At 69.7% G+C, this 15,504-nt stretch carries 13 protein-coding genes; 5 read left to right on the top strand and 8 right to left on the bottom strand.

Annotated elements, in window-relative coordinates:
- Nucleotides 1-12 precede the first annotated feature (12 nt).
- Both galE and NCO8_RS03630 read right to left on the bottom strand, forming a co-directional pair.
- On the bottom strand, nt 13-993 hold the full coding sequence (gene galE / locus NCO8_RS03635; RefSeq protein WP_067492813.1) for a UDP-glucose 4-epimerase GalE: 981 nt from the start codon (nt 991-993) through the stop codon (nt 13-15).
- A gap of 3 nt (nt 994-996) precedes the next feature.
- Nucleotides 997-1,683 (bottom strand): iron-dependent transcriptional repressor DtxR, encoded by a 687-nt coding sequence (locus tag NCO8_RS03630; RefSeq protein WP_067636271.1) that lies wholly within the window; start codon nt 1,681-1,683, stop codon nt 997-999.
- Nucleotides 1,684-1,812: 129 nt separating this feature from the next.
- Here NCO8_RS03630 and NCO8_RS03625 point away from each other — a divergent pair, with 129 nt between their 5' ends.
- Nucleotides 1,813-3,054: an acetoin utilization protein AcuC gene (locus NCO8_RS03625; protein ID WP_067636269.1), complete on the top strand. Its 1,242-nt coding sequence runs from the start codon at nt 1,813-1,815 to the stop codon at nt 3,052-3,054.
- The gene (locus NCO8_RS03620; protein WP_067636268.1) at nt 3,047-5,815 is read left to right on the top strand and encodes a bifunctional acetate--CoA ligase family protein/GNAT family N-acetyltransferase; all 2,769 of its coding nucleotides are present in this window, start codon (nt 3,047-3,049) and stop codon (nt 5,813-5,815) included. Before NCO8_RS03625 ends, NCO8_RS03620 begins: the two co-directional genes overlap by 8 nt.
- A gap of 234 nt (nt 5,816-6,049) precedes the next feature.
- Here NCO8_RS03620 and NCO8_RS03615 read toward each other — a convergent pair whose 3' ends face one another.
- From NCO8_RS03615 to NCO8_RS03605, 3 genes are all read right to left on the bottom strand, one after another.
- Nucleotides 6,050-7,018, bottom strand: coding sequence for a sigma-70 family RNA polymerase sigma factor (locus NCO8_RS03615; protein ID WP_067492821.1), 969 nt, complete (start codon nt 7,016-7,018; stop codon nt 6,050-6,052).
- A gap of 168 nt (nt 7,019-7,186) precedes the next feature.
- Nucleotides 7,187-8,704 (bottom strand): DUF7782 domain-containing protein, encoded by a 1,518-nt coding sequence (locus NCO8_RS03610; RefSeq protein WP_067636266.1) that lies wholly within the window; start codon nt 8,702-8,704, stop codon nt 7,187-7,189.
- 42 nt (nt 8,705-8,746) lie between these two features.
- Nucleotides 8,747-9,472, bottom strand: coding sequence for a VOC family protein (locus NCO8_RS03605; RefSeq protein ID WP_067636264.1), 726 nt, complete (start codon nt 9,470-9,472; stop codon nt 8,747-8,749).
- Nucleotides 9,473-9,728: 256 nt separating this feature from the next.
- Between NCO8_RS03605 and NCO8_RS03600 the strand changes: the two genes are divergently transcribed.
- On the top strand, nt 9,729-11,087 hold the full coding sequence (locus NCO8_RS03600; RefSeq protein WP_245655219.1) for an MFS transporter: 1,359 nt from the start codon (nt 9,729-9,731) through the stop codon (nt 11,085-11,087).
- Here NCO8_RS03600 and NCO8_RS03595 read toward each other — a convergent pair.
- Nucleotides 11,067-11,477, bottom strand: a complete 411-nt coding sequence (locus NCO8_RS03595; protein ID WP_084456468.1) for a DUF3099 domain-containing protein — start codon at nt 11,475-11,477, stop codon at nt 11,067-11,069. The two genes, NCO8_RS03600 and NCO8_RS03595, sit on opposite strands and share 21 nt — an antisense overlap.
- An 84-nt stretch (nt 11,478-11,561) precedes the next feature.
- On the opposite strand from NCO8_RS03595, the gene NCO8_RS03590 reads away from it, so the two are divergent.
- Nucleotides 11,562-11,801 (top strand): DUF3039 domain-containing protein, encoded by a 240-nt coding sequence (locus NCO8_RS03590; protein WP_067493022.1) that lies wholly within the window; start codon nt 11,562-11,564, stop codon nt 11,799-11,801.
- Here the strand turns inward: NCO8_RS03590 and NCO8_RS03585 are convergent.
- The gene (locus tag NCO8_RS03585; protein WP_084456561.1) at nt 11,771-12,910 is read right to left on the bottom strand and encodes a YihY/virulence factor BrkB family protein; all 1,140 of its coding nucleotides are present in this window, start codon (nt 12,908-12,910) and stop codon (nt 11,771-11,773) included. The genes NCO8_RS03590 and NCO8_RS03585 overlap by 31 nt on opposite strands.
- Nucleotides 12,911-13,161: 251 nt before the next feature.
- Here NCO8_RS03585 and NCO8_RS03580 point away from each other — a divergent pair, with 251 nt between their 5' ends.
- Complete coding sequence (locus NCO8_RS03580) at nt 13,162-14,838, top strand: DEAD/DEAH box helicase (protein WP_067493026.1); 1,677 nt, start codon at nt 13,162-13,164, stop codon at nt 14,836-14,838.
- Nucleotides 14,839-14,890: 52 nt separating this feature from the next.
- On the opposite strand, the gene NCO8_RS03575 is transcribed toward NCO8_RS03580, so the two are convergent.
- Complete coding sequence (locus NCO8_RS03575) at nt 14,891-15,496, bottom strand: TetR/AcrR family transcriptional regulator (RefSeq protein ID WP_067636263.1); 606 nt, start codon at nt 15,494-15,496, stop codon at nt 14,891-14,893.
- Between the last annotated feature and the right edge of the window lie 8 nt (nt 15,497-15,504).

Below are 15,504 nucleotides of genomic sequence, written 5' to 3'. Positions count from 1 at the left end.
CGGTCGGCCGGGTCAGCGGGCGCTGTGCGCCTTGTCGCCGAGCGAACGCAGGAATTCCCAGGCGTCGGTGACGATCTCGTCGATGTCGTTGTGCTCGGGCGTCCAGCCCAGCTCGGCGATCGCCTTCTCGCTCGAGGCGATCAGGACGGCCGGGTCGCCCGCGCGGCGGGGCGCGTCGATGGCCTCGATGGGCAGACCGGTCACCCGCTCGCACGCCGAGATCACCTCGCGCACCGAGAAACCGGTGCCGGAACCGAGGTTGAGAACGCGGTGACTGCCCGGCTGCGAAGACGACAGCGCGAGCAGATGCGCCTGCGCCAGATCACGGATGTGGATGTAGTCGCGCACGCAGGTGCCGTCGGGTGTGGGCCAGTCGGTGCCGTACACCGAGATCGCCTTGCGGTGACCGAGCGCCACCTGCAGCACGAGGGGGATCAGATGGGTTTCCACCACACGGTTTTCGCCGAGCCCGGCGTAGGCGCCCGCCACATTGAAGTAACGCAGGCTCGTCGCGGCCAGCCCGTAGGCCACCGCGTAGGAGGTGATGGCGTGGTCGATCGCCAGTTTGCTCGCGCCGTAGGGGTTGGTCGGGCGGGTGGGCGAGTCCTCGGTGATCGGCACCTGTTCGGGCTCGCCGTAGACCGCCGCCGTCGAGGAGAACACCAGGCGCCCGGTGCCGGTCTCGCGCATCGCGTCGAGCAGGGTCAGCGTCTTGGCCACGTTGCCGTGCCAGTACTTGGCCGGCTGCTCCACCGACTCGCCCACCAACGACTGGGCGGCGAAATGCAGGACACCGTCGAAGGATTCGGCGCGCAGCAGGGCCGGGGCGGCCTCGGCGATATCGCCTTCGACGAATCGCGCGCCCGCCGGGACGCCGTCGGCGTTACCGGTCGACAGGTCGTCGACGACGACCACCTCGTTGCCCTGCTCGAGCAACACAGCGGCGCACACGCCGCCCACATAGCCGGCGCCGCCGGTGACCAGAAGTTTCACGAATCAGACCAGCCTCACCTGGACGGCGTGCGCCATCTCCTCGGACAATTCGAAACCGTGGTGCCCCGGAACCGTGATCAGCACCGCACCCGGCTTGGTCTCCACGGTGACGCGCGCGTCGGGAACGACACCGGCCTCGCGCAACCGGCCGATGACCTCGGGGTCGGTCTGGATGTGCTCGGCGAGCCTGCGCACGACCACCGCGTGCAGCGCGCCGTTGGGCAGATCCGAGAGGCGGATGAGCTTCTCCTCCACCGGCGGCGGGTCGGCGAGGCCGAGTTCGTCGAGGCCGGGGATGGGGTTGCCGTAGGGCGAAGTGGTCGGGTGGTTGAGCACCTCGATCAGGCGCCGCTCCACCTCCTCGCTCATCACGTGCTCCCAGCGACACGCCTCGGCGTGCACGTTCTGCCAGTCCAGCCCGATGATGTCGACCAGCAACCGCTCGGCGAGCCGGTGCTTGCGCATCACCGCGACCGCCATCGAGCGACCCTTGTCGGTCAGCTCGAGATGGCGGTCACCCGCGACGAGCAGCAGGCCGTCGCGTTCCATCCGCGCGACAGTCTGGCTCACCGTCGGACCACTCTGCTCGAGCCGCTCGGCGATTCGTGCCCGCAAGGGCACCACGCCCTCTTCCTCGAGGTCGTAGATGGTACGGAGGTACATCTCCGTGGTGTCGACCAGATCTTTCACCTGATAACCCCTTCGTCGGCACGATTCTACCCACGGGCGAACGCCGGTCCGTGCGCTGGACCGGCGGCCCTATTTCTACTGCATGTCAACGTCTCACGGGGCCCGCTGCTTCCGGCTAGCGTGGCGAGCATGGTCACTGTGCCACCGAGCCGAGAGCCGGGAACCCTCGTATGGACCGAGCGATTCCTCGGCTACACCTGGAGCCCCGAACATCCGATGAAACCGGCGCGCCTGCGGTTCACCATGTCGCTGGCCGAAAGTCTCGGCCTGCTCGACGGTATCGAACCACTCGCGCCTGCCGAGGCTACCCAGGGCGAGTTGATGCGGGTGCACAGCAATGCCTATATCCAGGCGGTTCGCCGAGCCGGTGCGGGACCTGCCACCCCGGAGGACACCCTCTACGGCCTGGGCACCGCCGACAACCCGGTCTTCCCGCACATGCACGAGGCGGCTTCGGTGATCGTCGGCGGCACGCTGGCCGCGGCGCGGGAGATCGCGGCCGGGCGTACCCGGCGCGCGGTGAGCATCGGCGGGGGCATGCACCACGCCATGCCGGATTCGGCGGCGGGGTTCTGCATCTACAACGACGCCGCGATCGCGATCTCCTGGTTGCTGGACAACGGATTCGACCGGATCGCGTATGTGGATGTCGATGTCCATCACGGCGACGGTGTGCAACGCGCCTTCTACGCCGATCCACGGGTGCTCACGGTCTCGCTGCACCAGCATCCGGCCACGCTGTGGCCCAATACGGGGTGGCCGGAGGAGACCGGGCTCGGCAGCGCCGAGGGCACCTCGATCAACCTGCCGTTGCTGCCCGGCACCCGGGACGCGCAGTGGCTGCGCGGTTTTCACGCGGTGGTGCCCGGTGCGATCGCCGCGTTCCGGCCGCAGATCATCGTGAGCCAGTGCGGGGTGGACACCCACCGCGAGGACCCGCTCGCCGATCTGGAACTGACCGTCGACGGTCAGCGCGCGGCGTTCCTCGCCATGCGTGAGCTGGCCGACCGCCACGCCGAGGGCAGATGGCTCGCGCTCGGTGGCGGTGGCTACGGGGTGGTGCGGGTGGTCCCACGGGCCTGGACGCACCTGCTCGCGGCCGCGCTGGATCGCCCCTTGGCGCCGGACACTCCGATTCCCGAGAGCTGGCGCGAGCAGGTAATCGCGTCGGCGCCGCGGATCACCCCGCCGACGACGATGAGCGACGGTGGCGACTCGACCTACCGCCCGTGGGACGGGCCGGGCGGCACCCCCGAGATCGGTGACGCCGACGAGGTCCGAGCCCAGCGCGCTGTCGACACCGCCATCTCGGCCACCCGACGGGCCAGTTTCTCGCTGCTCGGTCTCGACCCGGAGGATCCCCGTGACTGAACCACTGCTGCCCGACACTCCCGATACGCCCGCGAACCCGCCCGAGCCGCCGCCGCAGCTGTTCGGTGATGTGCTGGCGGCCGACGGCGGGGTGGTGCGGATCCGCCCGATCGTGCCCGCCGATGCCGACGCGCTCGCGGATTTCCACGCCCGGCTCTCGGATCGCACCCGCTACCTGCGCTATTTCGGTCCCTACCCGAGAATCTCGCCGAAGGACATGTACCGCACCACCCATGTCGACTATCACGACCGGGTGGGGTTGGTCGCGGTGCTCGGTACCGCGATCATCGCGGTGGCCCGCTACGAACTGCTCGACCGGCCGGGACCGCGCGCGGCCGAGGTGGCGTTCGTCGTCGCCGACGAACACCAGGGGCGCGGACTCGGGTCGATCCTGCTCGAGCACCTCGCTGGTGCCGCCGCCGAGAACGAGGTGGAGACCTTCACCGCCGAGGTGCTGGCCGAGAACGAGGCCATGATCACGGTGTTCCGTGACGCCGGCTACCAGTTGCAGCGCAGCCGCGACGGCTCCGAGGTGCACCTGGAGTTCGCGATCGACCCCACCGAGGCCCTGCGCACCGTCCGGGACGCCAGGGAGGCGGCGTCGGAGGCGCGCAGCGTGGGCAATCTGCTCGCACCCGGTTCGGTGGCGGTGATCGGCGCGTCGCCGGAGAGCACACGGGTCGGCGGTGCCGTACTGGCCAACCTGCTCGCCGGGGGATTCGCCGGCCCGGTGTTCCCGGTGAATCCGCACCGCCGGTCGGTGCGCGGGGTGCGCGCCTACGCCACCGTCCGCGAGATTCCCGACGAGGTCGACCTCGCCGTCGTCGCGGTGCCGCCCGCCGCGATCGGATCGGTGCTCGACGACTGCATGGCCAAGGGCGTCAAAGGCTTGATCGTGCTCACCGCCGGTTTCGGGGAGACCGGGCCCGCCGGGTTGGCTGCCGAACAGGACCTGGTCGCCGCCGCCCGGGGGCACGGGATGCGGGTCGTCGGACCGAGCGCGCTCGGCATCGCCAACACCGACCCGGCCGTAGGGCTCAATGCCACCCTCGCCCCGGTCCTGCCGCAGCGTGGGCGGATCGGGTTCTTCTGTCAGTCCGGCCCCCTCGGCGCCGCCATTCTCGCCGAGGCCGCCACCCGCAATCTCGGGGTGTCGACGTTCGTGTCGGCGGGCAACCGCGCCGATGTGTCGGGCAACGACCTGCTGCAGTACTGGGACACCGCCGCCGATACCGAGGTGATCCTGCTCTACCTGGAGAGTTTCGGTAATCCGCGCAAGTTCTCCCGGCTCGCGCGGCGGGTGGCGCGCGGCAAACCGATCGTGGCCGTGAGCAGCGGCAGGCTGGCCGCCGGCGCCGATATGGATCGCACAGTGGTACGTGACCTGTTCGCCCAGGCCGGGATTATCCAGGTGGACTCCATCTCCGAACTGTTCGACTGCGCCGCACTGCTGGCGTGTCAGCCGTTGCCGCGCGGACCACGGGTTGCGGTGGTCGGCAACAGCGCTGCCCTGAACTGGCTGGCCATCGACGCGGCCACCAGCGAGGGCCTGCGTATCCACCGCCCGCCCACAGCCGTCGACCGCGGCCCCGGAGCCCGGCCGACCGAACGCGGACCAGGCAGTCCAGATGGCGACGTCGGGGGTGTGACGGCTGACGGGCCGGTGGATCTCGGGCCCGAGGCGACCCCTGCCGACTACCGGGAGGCCGTGCTGGCGGCTCTGCGCAGTGAGGAAGTCGATGCGGTGATCGTGGTTGTCGCGCCGCCGGTGCCGGTGCATATGGGTGGGTTCGCGGATGCGTTGCGTGCGGCTGCGGCCGCCGCACCCGACCGGGACAAACCGGTGCTCACCACCTTCGTGGCGGAATCCGGAATTCCCGATCTGCTCGCCGTGCGGTCGACCGGAGGTGCGCCGGGACGAGGGTCCATCCCGTCGTATCCCGATCCGGAACGTGCCGCCCGTGCGCTCGCCAGAGTCGATCGCTACGCGCGCTGGCGGGATCGGCCCGTCTCACCGGTGGTTCGTCCTCCCGGCATCGATACCGCCGCGGCGACGGCGCTGGTGGAGCAGTGGTCGGCCGGGTCGTCGGGACGGTGGCTCACCGATGACGAGGCGGTGCGGTTGCTCGAGTGCTACGGCATCGACATCGTCGACTTCCGGGCGGTGCGTGACGCGGAGCAGGCGGTGGCCGCAGCCGAGGAACTGGGCTACCCGGTCGCCGCGAAGGCCACCGGTGAGCTGTGGCGGCGCAGGCCAGATCTGATCGGGGTGCGATTGGATCTGTGGGGGCCCGACGCGGTCCGTCAGGCGTACACCGATCTCGTCGCGATCTGCGGCGATCCCCTGCTGCACGTGCAGAAGATGGCCACCAAGGGCGTCGGATGCGTGCTGAGCGTCACCGACGACCCGTCGTTCGGCTCGGTCATCGAGTTCGGCCTGTCCGGCATGATCATGGACCTGCTCGGCGACCGCGCCTACCGCGCACTACCGCTGACCGCCGACGAGGCCGCCGCCCTGATCGACGCGCCTCGCGCCGCACCACTGCTCTCGCCCGGCCCAGCGGGACCGGGTGTCGACAAGGCGGCGCTCATCGAACTGGCCCAACGCATTTCGGCCCTCTTCGACGACATCCCCCAGATGCGCGAACTGTCCTGCGACCCCGTCCTGGCTTCCCCCGGCTCGGCCGAGATCATCTACGCCCGCGCCCGCATCGGCCCCCAACCCACCCGCTTCGACACCGGCCCCCGACGCCTGGCATGAACGACCACACGCCCGCGTCGGCGCACCTGGCGCCCGCTCAGTGGCGGTACATGCCACAGGCGGGGCGGTGGTGAACGGACAACGCCGACCGGTTCGCGACCCCGGAGGGGGATGGAGTCACGGACACCGGTCGGCGTTTCGGAAGACGACCCCTGAGGGCCGTCAGGTCTGGGTCAGCGCACGCAGGTGACCGTCGGCACGATGGCGGCGGATCAGCACGGCGCTGACAGGGGATCAGCTCGCGTAGGCACGCAGGCGGTCGGCGCGCTCACCCTTGCGCAGCTTCGACATGACCTCGCGCTCGATCTGACGCACCCGCTCGCGGGACAGGCCGAACAGCTTGCCGATCTGGTCGAGGGTGCGGGGCTGCCCGTCGTCGAGGCCGAAGCGCAGGCGGATGACCTGCTGTTCGCGTTCGTCGAGGGTGGCCAGGACGCTGCGGACGTCGTGGTGGAGCAGGCCCGCGATCACGGCGCTCTCGGCCGAGGTGGCCTCGGAGTCCTCGATGAAGTCGCCGAGGGGCGCTTCCTCGTCGTTACCGACGGGCATGTCGAGGCTCACCGGGTCGCGGCTGTGGTCGAGCAGGTCGGCGATCTTCTCCACCGGGATGCCCGACTCGTTGGCCAGTTCGGCATCGGTGGCCTCGCGACCGAGCTGCTGATGCAGTTCGCGCTTGATCCTGGCGAGCTTGTTCACCTGTTCGACCAGGTGCACGGGCAGCCGGATGGTGCGGCTCTGATCGGCCATACCCCTGGTGATGGCCTGGCGGATCCACCAGGTGGCGTAGGTGGAGAACTTGAAGCCCTTGGCGTAGTCGAACTTCTCCATCGCGCGGATGAGGCCGAGGTTGCCCTCCTGGATGAGATCGAGCAACGGCATGCCGCGGCCGGTGTAGCGCTTGGCCAGCGAAACCACCAGACGCAGGTTGGCCTCGAGCAGGTGCGAGCGGGCGGCTTGCCCCTCGCGGACCAGAACGGCCAGGTCACGCTTGCGGGCCGCCGATAACCGCTTGCCGGTCTCGAGCAGGTGCTGGGCATACAGGCCCGCCTCGATACGCTTGGCCAGCTCGACCTCGTCGGCCGCCGTGAGCAGCGCCGTGCGGCCGATTCCGTTCAGGTACACGCGTACCAGGTCGGCGGCGGGGCTCTGGGCGTCGATATCGGACTCGCTGGGGCGCACTCGAGTAGTGGCGGGGCTTGTCATGACTTGCCTCCTGTCGGTGGTGTCTCACTCCGATCAACGGACCCGACTTAGAGAAAGTTCCCGATCCCGTGCGCGATAAACCGCTCTGAGCTGCGGATTTATCCGTGCACGGCTGAGAAGTTCCTGAGAAGGACGCCGTCGTGGAACGCGTGCCCCGTCCGGCCCGGTCTACACCGGCCGTATCAATCCGTGGCGGACGAGACCGGCGACCACGCCGAGGGCCTGGGCCGCGAACTCGGGGGTCACCTGCTCGGCTCCGTCGGCGAGCGCGAGCAGTTCGATCAGTTCGTACAACGGCAGACCGTCGGCCCGCATTCCCGCGACGAGCGCGACGGTCGTCTCGTCGACCTCGTGCTGCCAGCGCGGACCGTCGCCGCGGTGCAACCGCGCCACCTGCTCGGCCCAGCCGTCCTCACCCGGCAGATACACCCGTTCCAGGGCAGTGGCCGGGCTCGGCGCGAAACGTGAACGCCACGCGAGGTTTTCGTCGGCGGCCACCGCTCGCAACCAGGCCGAACGGGCGAAATAGTCGCCCACTTCGGCCCCGAGCGGGTCGTCGAAGCCGTGGGTGAGGTCCTCGGCAAGCAGTTCGGTCGGCCCGTCGATGGCCCGCAGGTAGACGAAGCCGAAGCCGATACCCGCCACGTCGGCGGCCTCGAAGGCATCGAGCCAGCGTGCCGCGCGTTCCTGCGCCTCCGGGTCGCGCGGGTCAAGGCCCGCGTCGCGCAACCAGGTGCCCACATACAGTCCGGGATCGGCGACATCGCGCTGCACCACCCACGCGTCGACGCCGTGCTCCGGCAACCACGACGACACCCGCTGCCGCCAGTCCTGCCCCTCGACATGCACCCAGGCGGCGAGCATGGCCGCGGTACCGCCGGGTGCGAGCAGCCCGGCGGCCTGCCCGATCACCAGCTCGCTCGCCCCGTCGAGCGCGAGCCCGGAGTCCCGGTAGGTGTGTTCGATGCGTGCGGGCCCCACGACGAAGGGCGGATTGGCGACGATCTGATCGAACCGCCTGCCCGCCACCGGCTCGAACCACGACCCTTCGAGCAGCTCGATCTCGAGTTCGTTGAGCTCGGCGGTGGCCTGTGCGAGCCAGAGCGCGCGCGGGTTCACGTCGGTGGCGGTGATCTTGTCCGCGTAGGCGGCCGCGTGCACGGCCTGCACACCGCAGCCGGTGCCCAGGTCGAGCACGGTGCCCACCGGTTCGGTCGGGGTGGCCCGCAGCAGCGACAGCGAGGCGTGGCCGACGCCGAGAACGTGCTCCTCGGTGAGGGTTCGCCTGCGCATCGAGTCGTCGAGATCGGACAGGATCCAGCGGTTCCCGTGGCCGGCGTCGAGCGGGCGCAGGTCGAGTGCGGCGCTCACCTCGTCGCCGTCTCTGGTGAGCAGCCCGGCGGCCACGGCGTCGTCGACGCGCACCGGCGCCAGCGCCGCGGCCACGTCGGGTTCGGGCAGTGCGTCGCCGAGCAGCAGCAACCGGATCAGTGTGCCGAGCTCACCCGCGTCGCGCGCGGCACGACGCACCGGCACCGGCTCCGAACGGCCGAGTGCCGCATGCACATCCGGGCCGAGCGCGTCGACCAGCCCGTCGGCGGTGTAGTCCACCCTGGTCAGCGCCGCGCGCAGATCCGGGCACAGTGCGGTGAGCAGGGAACCGGTGGTGGTGGGGTTCGTAGGCACCCGACCACTCTGCCAGCCTCGGCGCACCGCGCCGCGGCCAGCTCAGGAAGGCTTGCGGGAGGTCACGCAGTAGGGGGTGCCACTGGGATCGGCGAGGACGATCCAGAACTCCTCGTCCACGAGACGGGTGGCGCCGAGGGATTCGTGCCAGGTGGCGACGGCGGACATGTCCGTGGCCGCGAAATCGATGTGGGCGCCGGGGTGTCGAGGCTCGTCGAGGCGTTGCAGCAGGAACTGCAGTGGTTGTGCGGGATCGCGCAGCCGTTCGAACTCGGGGCGCCGGGTCGATTCGGGGGACCACCCGGTGAGCGCCTGCCAGAACGAGGTGTCGGAGTCGAGGTCGGTCGGTGCGAGGTCGAGGCAGATCTGGTCGAGTGCCGCGACATTTCCATCGGGCGCCGTGACCCGTGCCATCGCACCGGTAGCGGGGGACGGGCCCGCGAGAGTGAAGCAGAAGGTCTGTCCCGCAGGTGATTCCATCACTGTGTAGTCGGGATCGACCAGGACGACCTGGGCTCCGAGTGCCGCCGCCTCGGCTACCGCGGCGGGGATGTCGTCGACATCCAGATCGAGGTGTGTCCCGCCTGCGCCGCCCACCCGCTGCATCTTCAGCCACGCGGGTCCGGTCGACGGCAGCAGCGTGACGAACTCACCGTGCGTTCCACGCGGCGGCGACACCGTCGACCCGGTCGCCTCTGCCCAGAACCGTACGCACTCGTCGAAAGTGGCTGCGGGCCGGTCGATGAACGCCCAGGTCCAACGAATCATTGTGTCTCCCTGGTAGATCGGAGGTTCGAGACACCGCCACGAAAGCAAGGCCCGACCGTCACGAACCCGGCAGAGGCCGTGCGGCACGGGCATCGGCGGCTCCTTTCGCACGGTATGCCGCGCGGGCCGCGCTGTCGACCGAAATGCTGGGCCCGGTGCGGGCCCCGGTCGCCGCGACCCGGCCGGCCGATCGAATTGGCCGGATATCGACGAAACGTGTCACTCCGGCCACTCGTTCGAAACGGCAACATGCTTCATGATCACCAGGGTGACCGACCTGCGCCCACTCACTCCGCCCGCCGGTGAAGTCCCGATCGAACCCGAGCCAGCGGTAGCGCGCCGGCTCGTCGACGAACCCCGCCGCGCCCTGCACCCCGCCTGGATCGTCGCGGGCGTCGGCTTCGTCGCGCTCCTCGGCGCGGCGGCGTTCCGTTCGGTCCCCAGCGTCCTGATCGAACCGTTGCACGACGAGTTCGGGTGGTCGCACGCGACGATCTCGGCCGCCGTCTCCCTGAACATGCTGCTCTACGGCCTGATCTCGCCGTTCGCCGCGGCGTTGATGGACCGGTTCGGTATCCGCCGGGTGGTGTGCGCGGCGCTGGTGCTGATCGCCGCGGGTGCCGGGCTGACGGTGTTCATGACCCAGTCCTGGCAGCTCCTGATGACGTGGGGTCTGCTGGTCGGTATCGGCGTCGGTTCGATGTCCATGCCGTTCGTCGCCACCATCACCGGTCGCTGGTTCGTCCGCAGCCGAGGCCTGGTGACGGGCATCCTGACGGCGGCGGGCGCGACGGGGCAACTGGTGTTCCTGCCGCTGGTCTCGATGCTCGCCCACGATCACGGGTGGCGCCTGCCGTCGGTGATCGTTGCGGCCGTTGCCCTGGCGGTTGTGCCGCTGGTGTGGTTGTTCGTGCGCGACTATCCGAGCGATGCGGGCGTGCGCGCCTACGGTGCCGAACCGGGTTCGGACGTCGGTGTGCGGCAGCCGGTCGCCGGGGGAGCGGGCCGGGCGCTTCGGGTGCTCGCCACAGCCGCCCGCAGGCCCGGATTCTGGTTGCTCGCAGGCGGTTTCGCGGTGTGTGGCGCGTCGACGAACGGCCTGGTCGGCACCCATTTCGTCACCGCTGCGCACGACCACGGCATGCCACCGACCACGGCGGCCGGGTTGCTGGCACTGGTCGGGGTCTTCGATGTGGTGGGCACCATCGCCTCGGGGTGGCTGTCGGACCGGGTGGACCCGCGCTATCTGCTGCTGGGCTACTACTCGCTGCGCGGACTGTCGCTGCTGATCCTGCCGTCGCTGCTCGGCCCGCACACCCAGCCGAGCATGTGGGTGTTCATCATCTTCTACGGCCTGGACTGGATCGCGACGGTCCCGCCGACGGTGCTGCTGTGCCGGGAACTGTTCGGCGCCGACGGTCCGATCGCGTTCGGCTGGGTGTTCGCCGCCCACCAGGTGGGTGCGGCGATAGCGGCCACCGGTGCGGGCTTCATCCGCGACCTCAACGGTTCCTACGATCTGGCCTGGTACCTGGCGGGCGGGTTGTGCGGCGCGGCGGCGCTGATGTCGATCCTGATCAGGCGGCCGCGGCGCTCACTCGAGGGCTTTGCGTGAGCGCGCCTCGAGAGCGATCTCCTCGCGGCGCCCGTCCCAGCGGCTCGGTTCGTCCTTGGTGCGAGGCGGCCGGTCGTTGGCGATCAGCACCGCGATCCACGGCAGCGGTACCGACGCGGCGATGATGAGGATGGAGATGAGCGGGTTCTCGAACACGCTGTAGGCGATGGCCGCGAGGATCAGGCACGGGATACGGAAACCCATGATGATCATGTAGCGGCGTACCCGGGCGCGGTGCTGCTCGTCGAGCGAGGTCGCGGCCTCGGTGATGAGCACGGGATGCTCACCGGAGTCGCGGAAGAACCCCCGCGAGGCACCTTTGCCCGGCAGGTGCACTTCGGGTTCCGGGGTCGGATCGCCGGCGCCGGGGGACTCGCCGTTGGACTGCATGCTCCCGAGTCTTCCACTTGCCGCCGCCGGGCGCACACGCGGCTGGTCAGCGAGCCACCGCCCGGATGCGGCATCATGGAAGGCATGAGTACGGACACTCTGGTACGCCCGGAAACCACGACCGACGAGACGACCGGTGACGACGTCCCCAAGTTCTTCCACTACGTGAAGAAGGACCGGATCGCCGAAAGTGCCGTGATGGGCACCATGGTCGTCGCGCTGTGCGGTGAGGTGTTCCCGGTGACCCGGTCGCCCAAGCCCGGCTCACCGGTCTGCCCGGACTGCAAGAAGGTCTACGAGCGCTTGCGCAAGGGCGGCGACTGAGCCGGTTCCGCCGTCGGTGACGACGCCGGCGCCTCCGTCGAGGCGTCGGCGCTTTCGTCGTGTTCGCTGTCGGTTTCGTCGTCACCGAGCACCTGACTGGTGATCCATTCCTTCACCTGCTCGATGCGGGTCGCGCGTGCGGGCCAGAACTCCTGCACCGCCGCGTTGAACTCCGCGCCGAGAATCACCGCGAAGCCGAGGAAATAGGTGAACAGCAGGAACGCGATCGGGGTGGCCAGCGCGCCGTAACTCACCCCGGTCTCGGTGATCCAGGACAGGTAGCGGCGCAGCAGGTCGCTGGCGGCCATGAAGAACACCCCCGCGACCAGTGCCCCGGCGAACAACCGGTGCCACGGCAGCGACTTGTGCAGCGCGAGCTTGTAGAGCGTGGTGAGTCCGACGATGAGCAACAACCCGACGATCGGGTAGTAGAACGTGTCGATCACCCGCAGCCCCGGTTCGCGCCAGGCATCGGGTAGTACCCGCCCGATCCGGGTGGGCCCCAGCGCGATCATCGGCAGCAACAACACCGCCGCCACCAGGAACTGCACATACAGCAGCAACGCGAAGATCCGTTGCCACACCGGGTGGCGGGCGTCCTGCTGACCGTGCGCCTCGACGATCGCGTCGACGAAGGTCGCCATGGCCGAGGACCCGGCCCACAGCGACAGCACGAAACCGAACGACACCACCGCGCCACGGCCACGGCCGAGCACATCGTCGACGGTGGGTTCGATCAGGTCCGACACCACCGACGGGCTGAAGAAGTCCCGGCTGAACGCGATGATCTTGGCTTCCACGATCTGCACGGTGTCGGGGCCGAACAGCCCACCCACGTAGCCGAGGCTGCCGAGCAGGCCGAGCAGCAGCGGTGCGAGCGACAGCGTCTGCCAGAACGCCGCCGCCGCCGACTTGGCGAAAATCGAGTTGTCCCAGCACTTGTGCGAGACCCGCACGATCAGCCGCCACGCCGTCCGCGACCAGGACAGCCACCGCGCGTGTTCGCGCGGATGTTGCCCGGCGGGCACGGGTACGGCCACCGCACCGCCGGGCCCAGGGGTGGGCGGCGGATACGCGGCGTCGGTCGCGTGGGCCTCGTTGTTGCTCATGTCGTTGTCCAGCATCCCGCACCGACGTCGACCATGGGGTGCGGGACGAGCATCGTGTCGGTGGGTAACAGGTAAATGGCCGGTGACCTCGGCCGGGATGTGACGCCCGTCGCGCGCGCCGCGTCGGTGTTGGCGACACGCCGTATCGGGCGGCTAGGGTCGTCTGCGTGACTGGGTCGGGTGGCGTCGCTGCGGCGAGAGAAGCGGGTACACCGGGCGATTCGACGGCGGGTGGTGCGTCGGGCGGTTCCCTGCGCGCCTGGCAGCGCCGCGCCCTGACGAAATACCTGGCCACCAAGCCACGCGACTTCCTCGCGGTCGCTACGCCCGGCGCCGGTAAGACCACCTTCGCGCTGCGGGTTGCCGCCGAGTTGCTGGCGGATCGGACGGTGGATCAGATCACCGTCGTCGCGCCGACCGAGCACCTCAAGCACCAGTGGGCCGCCTCCGCGGCGCGCTCGGGTATCCAGCTCGACTCCCGCTTCTCCAACTCCACCGGCGGCACCTCCGGCGACTATCACGGTGTGGTCGTCACCTACGCCCAGGTCGCCGCGCATCCCACCCGGCACCGGGTGCGCACCGAGAACCGCCGCACCCTGGTGATTCTCGACGAGATCCACCACGCGGGCGACGCGAAATCCTGGGGCGAGGCCACCGAGGAGGCCTTCGGCGACGCCACCCGCCGCCTCGCCCTCACCGGTACGCCGTTCCGCAGCGACGATTCCAAGATCCCGTTCGTCACCTACGAACCCGACGAGTCCGGTTTCCCGCGTTCGCGCGCCGACCACTCCTACGGGTACGCCGACGCCCTCGCCGACGGCGTCGTCCGACCCGTGGTGTTCCTCGCCTACTCCGGCGACGCGCACTGGCGCGACAGCGCGGGCGAGGAACACACCGCCCGCCTCGGCGAACCCCTCAGCGCCGAACAGACCGCCCGCGCCTGGCGCACCGCGCTCGACCCCGCGGGCGACTGGATCTCGGCGGTGCTGCGCGCGGCCGACACCCGGCTGCGGCAGTTGCGGTCCTCCGGCATCCCGGACGCCGGTGGCCTTGTCATCGCCACCGATCAGGAACGCGCCCGCGACTACGCCGAACTTCTGGAACACATCTCGGGGGAGCGGCCCGCGCTGGTGCTCTCCGACGACCCGCAGTCCTCGCAGCGCATCGGTGAATTCGCGAGCAGTACCCAGCCGTGGATGGTCGCGGTGCGCATGGTGTCCGAAGGTGTCGACGTGCCACGCCTCGCGGTCGGCGTGTACGCCACCAGCGCGTCGACACCGCTGTACTTCGCCCAGGCCATCGGGCGTTTCGTGCGTGCCCGCAAGCCGGGGGAGACCGCGAGCGTGTTCCTGCCGTCGGTGCCGGTGCTGCTGGATCTGGCCGCGCAGCTCGAGTTGCAACGCGACCACGTGATCGGCAAACCGCACCGCGAGAAGAACGCCCTCGACGACGAACTGCTCACCGAGGCGAACAAGACCAAGGACGAGCCGGGCGAGGAAGAGAAATCCTTCGTCGCCCTGGCCGCCGACGCCGAGCTCGACCAGGTGATCTACGACGGATCCTCCTTCGGCACCGCCACCTTCGCGGGCAGCGACGAGGAAGCCGACTATCTCGGCATCCCCGGTCTTCTCGACGCCGATCAGATGCGGGCGCTGCTGCGCGACCGACAGTCGCGTCAGCTGTCGGAACGCAGCGCCGCCGTCGCCGCCCCCCAGCCCGCCGCCGTAGCCGAACGGGTCGCGACCTCGGACAAGCTGGGCGAGCTGCGTCGCGAACTCAACAGTCTCGTCGCCATGCACCACCACCGCACCGGCAAACCACACGGCGTCATCCACGGCGAACTCCGCCGCGAATGCGGTGGTCCGCCAACCGCTTTGGCGACCGCCGATCAACTCACCGAAAGAATTGCGGCGCTGCGCCGGCGATAGCTCGTGCGGACATGAGCGGGTAGTTGTCGCGGCTGGGTCCGGGTTCGGTGGATCAAGCGGTTCGGGCGGCGGCGAGGATCTGCAGCGCGGAGTCGGCGGCGGCGGTGAGTTCGATGTGGCCCACGCCGTCTCGTGCCTGGACGGACAGCCCGTAGAGGACAGTGCTGAAGAAGGCGGCGAGCGCGGCGGTGTCGGTGCCCGGTTTCAGATCGCCCTCGATGACGCCACGTTCCAATCGGGCCTGGATGTCGGCCGTGGTGCGGCGGCGTGCCTCGGTGAGGAACTCGCGCACCGAGGCGTTGCGGGTGGTGTACGTGGCGCCCGCGAGGACCACCATGCAGCCCTGGGGCAGGCCTGGGTCGGTGTACATGGCGATGTTGTCGTGCAGCATGGCCGCGATCGCGGCGTAGGCGGTGGGTTGCTCGCTCAGCGCCCGCGCGGTGCGTGATCCTTCGGCGCGGCCGTAGAGCGTCACGGCTTCCCGGAACAGGGATTCCTTGTCGCCGAAGGCTGCGTACAGGCTGGGTGAGTTGATGCCCATGGCGGTGGTGAGGTCGCTCATCGACGCGCCCTCGTAGCCGCGTTCCCAGAACACCTCCATCGCCCGCCGCAGGGCGACATCCCGGTCGAAGGCGCGGGGGCGACCACGTTCTGCCATGGGAAACC

The organism is Nocardia coubleae NBRC 108252, from assembly GCF_001612805.1.
GTDB lineage: Bacteria > Actinomycetota > Actinomycetes > Mycobacteriales > Mycobacteriaceae > Nocardia > Nocardia coubleae.
This window is presented reverse-complemented; position numbering and strand designations above follow the sequence as displayed.